The sequence below is a fragment of the Roseateles sp. genome, assembly GCF_046300915.1.
Lineage (GTDB): Bacteria > Pseudomonadota > Gammaproteobacteria > Burkholderiales > Burkholderiaceae_C > Kinneretia.
This window is the reverse complement of the sequence record NZ_JBKCLH010000107.1, coordinates 1-7,072: the sequence shown is the minus strand read 5'-3', so window position 1 is coordinate 7,072 and position 7,072 is coordinate 1. Positions and strand designations below refer to the sequence as shown.

The window sequence follows — 7,072 nt, the reverse complement described above, 5'->3', positions numbered from 1 at the left end:
CCGCGGCCCTGCCCGGCGCGCGCGTGGCCCGCATCGATGCCGACACCACCCGTCTCAAGGGCACGCTGGAGAGCCAGCTGCAGGCGGTGCACGAGGGCGAGGTGGACATCCTGGTGGGCACCCAGATGGTGACCAAGGGCCATGACTTCCGCCGCATCACCCTGGTGGCCGCCATCAATCCCGACAGCGCACTCTTCAGCAGCGACTTCCGCGCCCCCGAGCGCCTCTTCGCCCTGCTGATGCAGGCGGCGGGCCGAGCCGGCCGCGACGCCGAGCAGGCCGCCCGCAGCGAGATGTGGGTGCAGACCTGGCACCCCGAGCATGCGCTCTACCGCGCCCTGCTGCAGCACGACTTCGAAGCCTTTGCCCGCAGCCAGCTGGCCGAGCGCGAGAGCGCCGGCCTGCCGCCCTATTCACACCTGGCCCTCTTGCGCGCCGAGGCGCGCACGGCCGAGGCGGCCCAGGCCTTCCTCAGCGCCGCAGCGCGCTGGGCCCAGGCCCTGCCCGAGGCCCGCGAGCTGATGATCTACCCGCCCGTGCCCATGAGCGTGGCGCGGGTAGCCAATATGGAGCGCCTGCAGATGCTGGTGGAGTCGCCCACGCGCGGCGCGCTGCAGCGCCTGCTCTGGCTGTGGATGCCCGAGCTGCATGCCTTGAAGCGCGAGCATCGCGGCCTGCAGCGCTGGGCGGTGGACGTGGACCCGCTGGCGATCTGAGCGGATCGCCTCAGCCGCTTGTGCTAGTGCGGAAGATGGACATGGCACGTACCAGGCCCGCAGCCTGCTCCCGCAAGCTCTCCGCGGCGGCTGCGCTTTGCTCCACCAGAGCGGCATTTTGCTGGGTGGCCTGATCCATGTGGCTCACTGCCTCGCTGACCTGGGAAACACCACTCATCTGTTCCCGGCTGCCGGCGGCAATCTCACTCACGATGTCACTGACGCGCTGCACCGATGTCCGGACTTCTTGCATGGTCCGCCCCGCCTGATCGACCAAGCCAGCCCCCGTCGCCACGCGCTCGACGCTTTGACTGATCAGACTCCTGACTTGACGAGCGGCTTCAGCACTGCGCTGCGCCAAAGTCCGGACTTCACCCGCAACCACGGCGAAGCCTCGGCCTTGCTCTCCGGCGCGGGCTGCTTCAACCGCGGCGTTGAGCGCGAGGATGTTGGTCTGGAAAGCGATGCCGTTGATGACGGCGATGATGTCCTCGACCTGCTTGGACGCATGTTCAATAGCGCGCATCTGCGTTACGACCTCGTCAACCACCTTGCGCCCCTGCTCGGCAACGCCCGAGGCTTGATGGGCTAGGCGACTGGCCTGTGCTGCACTGTCGGCATTGCTGAGGGCTGTGCCATTGATCTGCTCCATCGAGGCGGCCGTCTGTTGCAGGGCCGAGGCCTGCTTTTCGGTTCGGACGCTGAGATCCGTGTTGCCCTGGCTGATCTGTGCGCTCGCGGTCGCAACGCTCTCGGCGTTGTCGCGGATATCGCTGACCAGCTCGGCCAGCCTGCCTTGCATTGCCAGCAAGGCGGCAAGCAATGGACTGAATTCGTCACGTCCCTCGTCTTTGACAAGCTGATCCAGTTCACCGTCGCGCACCTTCTCGGCTACCCCTTGAGACACGCTTACGCGGCCTCTCAGCTGCCTGACCAGGATCCATACCGAGCTCAGCATGAGCAGGGCTACCAGCAAGACCACGCCTTTGATCTCCCACATGATGGTGTCCGCCTCGCGGACCAAGTCCCGCTCGATTGATTGGCTCAGAGCCTGTCGGTGGTGTTCAACGTTACGCTTCATCACGTCGAGAACCGCATTGCGGGCAGGAACGGTCTTCTCGACCAAGAAGGCAAATGCTGCGTCGCGGTCACCGGCCTGAACCATGGACAGATTCGCCTCTGCGACGGACCAGAAGGCATCGAGTTCCTGGCTCAGGTCCGGGGCGCTGTCCTGAAGGTCTTGGTAGGCTGTCCGAGCCGCATCGAGCGCCGCGCGGTGCTCAGAAATCTGGACAAGCGCCGCAGAGCGCTCTGCTTCATTGCGAGCCAGCATGGCGTGGCGCAGCTGCAGGGAAGCCCGGGTCAGGTTCAGCTCCATGGTGCGGGCATGATCAAGTGCGACGACATGGCTGAGGCCGATGCTCTTGGCAGCCACGCTCAGACTCGACAGCTGTACCCACACCATCACCGCCAGGGCGCCTAGCGCGAGGCTCACGGTGCAACTCATCAGATACATCCGCTGGGCAAAGCTCCATCGCTTGAGGCTGAACATGATGGGCTCCTTGTTGTGACTGCCGATTACGCAGGCGATGCCCTAAGCATATTTGATTGAATTGATATTAGTGGCAATTCTTGCGTGATTTACTTCGCAGATTTCGTAGCCTGCGAGGCAGTGCAGCCCCGGCTTGGGGCGAGGCGCTATGGCTCACGTGCGGCTGTGGAGAGGGATGCTGGTGATCGCGGAGCGCGGTTTCTTGCCGTGGTTGCGGCTTTAGCTCAGTTGTCTCAGCGCGGCCCGCAACTGCGGCCACAGGGCTGCCATGGCCGGCCAGTCGTTCGGTTCACAGGCCTCGTCGAGGGCCAGCGCATGAGCGGCCGCCTCGGCATGGCCCAGGCTCAGCAGCACGGACTTGAGGCTGTGGGCCAGGCGTCGCAGGGCCGGGGCATCGCCCGCGGCCAGGGCCCTGTCCCCCTCGGCCAGATCCGCCTGGAACTGGTGCAGACAGCTGGCGCGGAAGGCGTGGTACAGCGCGGCATTGCCCCCGAAATGCTCGGCGATGGCGGCGGCCTGCCCATTGGGCAGCGAGGGCCTGTCGTGGGCGGCGGTGGCGCCCGGCTCCGCCCCCTCCTTGCACGCGCCGGCTCCCGCCAGCGCGTCGCGCACGCAAGCCTCCAGCTCGGCCAGGCCGCAGGGCTTGGAGAGCAGTCGCCAGACCTCGGAGCGCTCCAGGCGGGCGCGGGTGGCGGGGGTGAGGCCGGCGCTGAACACCGCCACCCGGGCGCCGGCGCGCAGCGCGGGCTGGGCGGCCAGGGTCTCGATCAGCTCGAAGCCGGAGCGGTCGGGCAGCATCAGATCGGTCAGCACCAGGGCTGCCGGCGCGCGGGCCAGCTCGGCCAGGCCGGCGTCCACCGAGCTCACGGCGAGCAGCTCAATCTCGAAGTCTTCCAGGGCCAGCTGCACAAAGCGCTGCAGGGAGGGGTCATCCTCGACCAGCAGCACCCGGGGCCGGCCCGCGCTGCTCATGAGGCGACGCTCTCGGCCCGGGCTGCCAGCTGCTCGCGCAGCAGGCCCGGCAGCTCGGTGACCAGACGGGGTTTGTGCACCACCGGCAGGCCCTGCAGGGCGAAGTCGTAGGGCTGGCGCTGGCCCTCATCCAGCGAGGTCACCACGATCAAGCGGCTGCCGGCGAACTGCGGCTGGGAGCGCAAGCTGGTGATCAGGGTGGCGCCGTCGATGCCCGGCAGCAGGATGTCCACCAGCAGCAGCTCGGGCTGGAGCTGGCCATACATGGCCAGGCCGGCGATGCCGTCCGAGGCCATATGCAGCTCCAGCTCAGGGAACTGCTGGGCCAGCAGCATGGAGATGAGGTTCTGGTAGTGCACCGAGTCCTCGATCAGCAGCAGGCGCTGGCGCTTCGCGCCACCGGGCGCGAGTGTTGCCGGCTTTGGCAGGCCGGAGCCGGTCGACGTCGCTGCGGTGCCACTGCTGCGGCGTGCCAAGCAGGCCTCCACCGAGCTGCGCGCGATGCGGCGATGGCCGCCGGGGGTCTTCCAGGCCTCCAGCTCACCTCGGTCTACCATCAGCTGTACTGAGCGTACGGCCATGCCCAACAGGCGCGCCACCTCCAGGGTGCTGTAGTCGGTCTGGGCGGAGGGCGGGACGAGAGTGGAATTGGGCTTGGGCATTGCGCAATTTTGCCGATTTTTGAGCAGCCCCGGACAAATAGAGCTTGATTGATAAAAATGATACGCTCAATAATGAGATCAACATCAAGAGCCCAAGGAGTGCGCGATGAGCAAGACCGTTCTCATTGTTGACGACCATGCTGATATCCGCCGGCTGATCCGCATGACCCTGGAGTTCGAGGACTACCAGATCCATGAAGCCGTCGATGGCGAGAGTGCGCTTCAGCTGGCGGCCGTCTTGCGACCCGATGTGGTGCTGCTGGACGTGATGATGCCGGGCAGCATGGACGGCTTGGAGGTCTGTGCCCGGCTCAAGGCCGAGCCGCGTTACGCCGGCATGCAGGTGGTGCTGCTGAGTGCCCGTGGCCAGGCCCGCGACCGCGAGGCCGGCCTGCGCGCCGGGGCCGACGCCTACATGGTCAAGCCCTTCAGCCCCCTGCAGCTGATCGAACATCTGGCCAACCTCCCGCTCTCGGCCTGAGGAGCCGCTCATGCTGGCCCCCCGCTCATCCGGCCTCATGACGTCCGCCCCCGCGCCTGCGCCTTTGCCGGGCGACTGCGTCTTCGACTCGGCCGCGGCCGCCCAGATGGAGCGCATCGTGATGGACTTGGGGCGCATGTACCACGAGCGCAACGAGGCGCTGCGCGAGGTCTCCCGCGCCCACCACGAGGCCTTGCTGCGCCTTTCTCTGGCGGCGGATTTCAAGGACGATGACACCGGCGTGCACATTCTGCGCATTGGCTACCTCGCGGAGGCTCTGGCCCTGCTGATGGGCGAGCCAGCCAGCTTTGCGCACCAGCTCAGTCGCGCCGCGCCCATGCACGATATCGGCAAGATCGGCATCCCCGACGCGGTACTCAAGAAGCCAGGCAGCTACTCCGCCGAAGAGCGCGCCATCATGAACGAGCATCCGCGCATGGGGGCCCGGATCCTGGGGCGCTCCCGCATTCCGCTGTTCCAGCTGGCCGCCGAGGTGGCCCTGGGCCACCATGAGCGCTGGGACGGCAGCGGCTATCCCGATGGCTTGGCGGGCGAGGCCATCCCGCTCTCGGCCCGCATCGTGGCCGTTGTGGACTATTTTGACGCCCTGACCATGGACCGCTGCTATCGCAAGGCCTTTGCGGACGATGTGGCCGTGCGCATGCTCGCCGAGCAGCGCGGAACCGCCTTCGACCCTCGCATCGTGGACACCTTTGTGCGGCATGCGCCGTCCCTGCTGGACTTGCGCGACCGCATCAACCGCCAGCCTCCCAATTTCGAGGCCTTGGTCGACAACGAATGAAAGCACGAGGATTCACATCATGAAGAACCCACGGTCGATCTTCCCGTCGGCACAGAGCAAGACCTGGCACCTGGCAGCGCTTGGCCTGCTGCTGGGCGCCCAGGCCCTGCTGGCCGCCCGTCCGGCCGCTGCGGCCGACAGTCCTACCCTGCAGCGCCTGCGCGCCAGCGGCGAGCTCAAGGTCTGCATCTGGCCCGACTACTACGGCATTACCTACCGCAATCCCAATACCCAGCAGCTGGGCGGCATCGACATCGAGCTCTCGGCCGAGCTGGCCAAGGATCTCAAGCTCAAGCTCACGTATGTGGAGTCTTCCTTCACCCAGTTGATCGAGGACGTCGGCAGCAGCCGCTGCGATGTGGCCATGTTCGCCGTGGGCGTTCTGCCGCAGCGCCAGGCGCGCCTGGCCTTCACCAAGCCCTATCTGCAGAGTGACATCTACGGCGTCACGACGCGCTCCAACCGCGCTGTGCGGGACTGGGCCGATATTGATCGGCCCGGCGTGCTGGTGGGCGTGCAGGCCGGCACCTTCATGGAACCTGTGATGACGGCCGCCCTGAAGAAGGCGGAGGTGGTGGTGGTAAGGCCGCCGGCCACGCGCGAACGCGAGCTGGAAGCCGGCCGCATCGATGTGTTCATGACGGACTACCCCTATAGCCGCCGCCTGCTCGACAACGCGGACTGGGCTCGCCTGGTTCCGCCGCCCCAGCCCTTCCACGTGCTGCCCTATGCCTATGCCACGCGCCAGAACGATGCCGCGTGGTTGGCCCGGCTGGACGAATTCGTGGCCGCGATCAAGCGCGACGGCCGACTCAAGGCCGCCGCGGCACGTCACGGGCTGAGCGAAATCGTGGTGAGCCAGTGAGGCGCGGCTTGCACGCATGGCCCTGAACGCTTTCAAGAGTGATCGCCTAGTCCGCTGGGCGGCCGGCCTGCTGAGCCTGGCCAGTGTCGGCGCCCTGCTGCTGCTGGCCGCCTATGAGCGGCGCGAGGCACTGGAAAACGAGGGCCAGCGCCTGGAACTGCTGGCACGGGTGCTCGATGACCATGCCACCCGCAGCGTCGAGTCTGCCGCCCTGGTGCTGCGTACCGTGGCCGATGGTCTGCGGCTGCAGCCGCGCCTGGACCCTGTCGCACTCCAGCCCCTGCTGAGCCAGGCCCTGGTGGCCCAGCCCGTGCTCCGCGGCCTGGCTGTGCTCGATCTGCGGGGGCAGGTGCTGGTCAGCACCGACCCGCGGGACCAGGGCTTGAGGCTGAGCCTGTCTCAGCTGGGTCCGCTGCCCGCAGCCGGGCGTGAGTTGCTGATGCCGCTGCAGGCGGGGCGCAGCCTGAGCAGCCTGGGGCGATCCGATCTGGGCGCGGCGGTGAGTACGCTGCCCTTGGCGCGGCATGTGATCGGACCTGCCGGGCAAGAGCTGCTCTTGCTTGCCCTGATCAACCCCGACACCCTGGCGAACTATCAGCAGTCGGTGCTTGGGGAGGACTCTGGCGCGCGGGCCGCTCTGGTTTCCTTCGGTGGGCAGCTGCTGGCCGCGACCGAGGGCGTGCCCCAGAGTCTGGGCAGCCGCTTGGACGAGCATCCGGCTTTCCAGGGTTTGCTCAAGCGAAAGGAGCATGACAGCTACCGCGGCCCGGGTCTGCAGCCGGGCGACCAGCTGGTTGCCTACCGACTCGCGCGCGGGCGGCCCCTGGTCGTGCTGGTGGAGCGGACAGAGGCCTCTGCCCTGACGGCGTGGCGTGACAGCCTGTGGCTTCTCGCTGCGGTGGGGGGCGTGGTCCTGCTGCTGATTGCGGCGGGGGCCCAGATCCTGCTGCGCAGTCTGCGCATGCGCGAGGCTGCGCGCCGCGCCCTGGACAGGGCCCATGAGCAGGTGGCGCTGCGCGAGC

At 67.4% G+C, this 7,072-nt stretch carries 8 protein-coding genes; 5 read left to right on the top strand and 3 right to left on the bottom strand.

Annotated elements, in window-relative coordinates; all coding sequences use genetic code 11:
- Positions 1-716 (top strand): helicase-related protein (locus tag ACK5F2_RS07985; RefSeq protein WP_409863963.1); only part of this gene is annotated, 716 nt, incomplete at its 5' end.
- A 10-nt stretch (positions 717-726) separates the two neighbouring features.
- On the opposite strand, the gene ACK5F2_RS07980 is transcribed toward ACK5F2_RS07985, so the two are convergent.
- The 3 genes from ACK5F2_RS07980 to ACK5F2_RS07970 form a co-directional block, all read right to left on the bottom strand.
- Positions 727-2,268, bottom strand: a complete 1,542-nt coding sequence (locus ACK5F2_RS07980; RefSeq protein WP_409863962.1) for a methyl-accepting chemotaxis protein — start codon at positions 2,266-2,268, stop codon at positions 727-729.
- Positions 2,269-2,487: 219 nt separating this feature from the next.
- Positions 2,488-3,240, bottom strand: a complete 753-nt coding sequence (locus ACK5F2_RS07975) for a response regulator (RefSeq protein ID WP_409863961.1) — start codon at positions 3,238-3,240, stop codon at positions 2,488-2,490.
- Positions 3,237-3,902 carry a helix-turn-helix domain-containing protein gene (locus ACK5F2_RS07970; RefSeq protein ID WP_409863960.1) on the bottom strand — a complete coding sequence of 222 codons (666 nt, stop codon included), beginning with the start codon at positions 3,900-3,902 and terminating at the stop codon, positions 3,237-3,239. Before ACK5F2_RS07970 ends, ACK5F2_RS07975 begins: the two co-directional genes overlap by 4 nt.
- A gap of 106 nt (positions 3,903-4,008) precedes the next feature.
- Here ACK5F2_RS07970 and ACK5F2_RS07965 point away from each other — a divergent pair, with 106 nt between their 5' ends.
- The 4 genes from ACK5F2_RS07965 to ACK5F2_RS07950 all read left to right on the top strand — a co-directional run.
- Positions 4,009-4,383 carry a response regulator transcription factor gene (locus ACK5F2_RS07965; RefSeq protein ID WP_409863959.1) on the top strand — a complete coding sequence of 125 codons (375 nt, stop codon included), beginning with the start codon at positions 4,009-4,011 and terminating at the stop codon, positions 4,381-4,383.
- Positions 4,384-4,420: 37 nt separating this feature from the next.
- Positions 4,421-5,185, top strand: coding sequence for an HD-GYP domain-containing protein (locus ACK5F2_RS07960; RefSeq protein WP_409863958.1), 765 nt, complete (start codon positions 4,421-4,423; stop codon positions 5,183-5,185).
- Between the two features lie 19 nt (positions 5,186-5,204).
- Positions 5,205-6,050 carry an ABC transporter substrate-binding protein gene (locus ACK5F2_RS07955; protein ID WP_409863957.1) on the top strand — a complete coding sequence of 282 codons (846 nt, stop codon included), beginning with the start codon at positions 5,205-5,207 and terminating at the stop codon, positions 6,048-6,050.
- A 16-nt stretch (positions 6,051-6,066) separates the two neighbouring features.
- A partial coding sequence (locus ACK5F2_RS07950; RefSeq protein ID WP_409863956.1) for a cache domain-containing protein occupies positions 6,067-7,072 on the top strand: 1,006 nt, incomplete at its 3' end.